Raw genomic sequence first — 531 nt, 5'->3', positions numbered from 1 at the left:
TCCGGGAACGGTGAAGCGCTGCGTCTGACTGTTCATGGCCTGCTCATCGGCCGACCGAGTCGTCGAGTCGCAGGCGCTCGACCACTTCGCCACCCTGCAGATGGCGCTCGACGATTTCGTCGATATCGGCGTTGTCGACGAAGCTGTACCAGACCGCATCGGGATAGACGACGGCAACCGGCGCGCCGGCACAGCGATCCAGACATCCGGACTTGTTGACGCGTACGCCATCCTTGCCGTTCAGTCCGAGCGCCTTGACGCGCGATTTGCAATGATCGAACGCCGCCTGTGCGCCCTGCTGCGCGCAGCAGGCTTGACCGCCGTCGCGCTGGTTCAGGCAAAAGAAGATGTGGCGCTGGTAGTAGCTCATGCAAGCCTCAGCGCCGAGGGCGCCTCGAAAAGCGGTCGAGTTTAGGTGCCCCCCCTGCATCGCCCTTCACCAATCCGGCCATCAACCAAGCCAGCGCCAACAAGGGCCACAGCCAGCCCAACCATTGCAGCAGGCCGAACAACTCCATGCGCGGCGCCAGC

The 531-nt window shown here is 63.8% G+C and carries 1 protein-coding gene; it reads right to left on the bottom strand.

The window, feature by feature from the left end; all coding sequences use genetic code 11:
• Positions 1-43: 43 nt before the first annotated feature.
• Positions 44-370, bottom strand: a complete 327-nt coding sequence (locus ACMUOY_RS20935) for a (2Fe-2S) ferredoxin domain-containing protein (protein ID WP_413894624.1) — start codon at positions 368-370, stop codon at positions 44-46.
• Positions 371-531 lie beyond the last annotated feature (161 nt).

It is taken from the genome of Candidatus Skiveiella danica, assembly GCF_022705245.1.
GTDB classification, from domain to species: Bacteria; Pseudomonadota; Gammaproteobacteria; order Burkholderiales; family Burkholderiaceae_C; genus Skiveiella; species Skiveiella danica.
This window is presented reverse-complemented; position numbering and strand designations above follow the sequence as displayed.

What these genes read in the sequence shown, in the direction of transcription:
- ACMUOY_RS20935 (WP_413894624.1), bottom strand. Translation starts at nt 370, where the DNA reads ATGAGCTACTACCAGCGCCACATCTTCTTTTGCCTGAACCAGCGCGAC.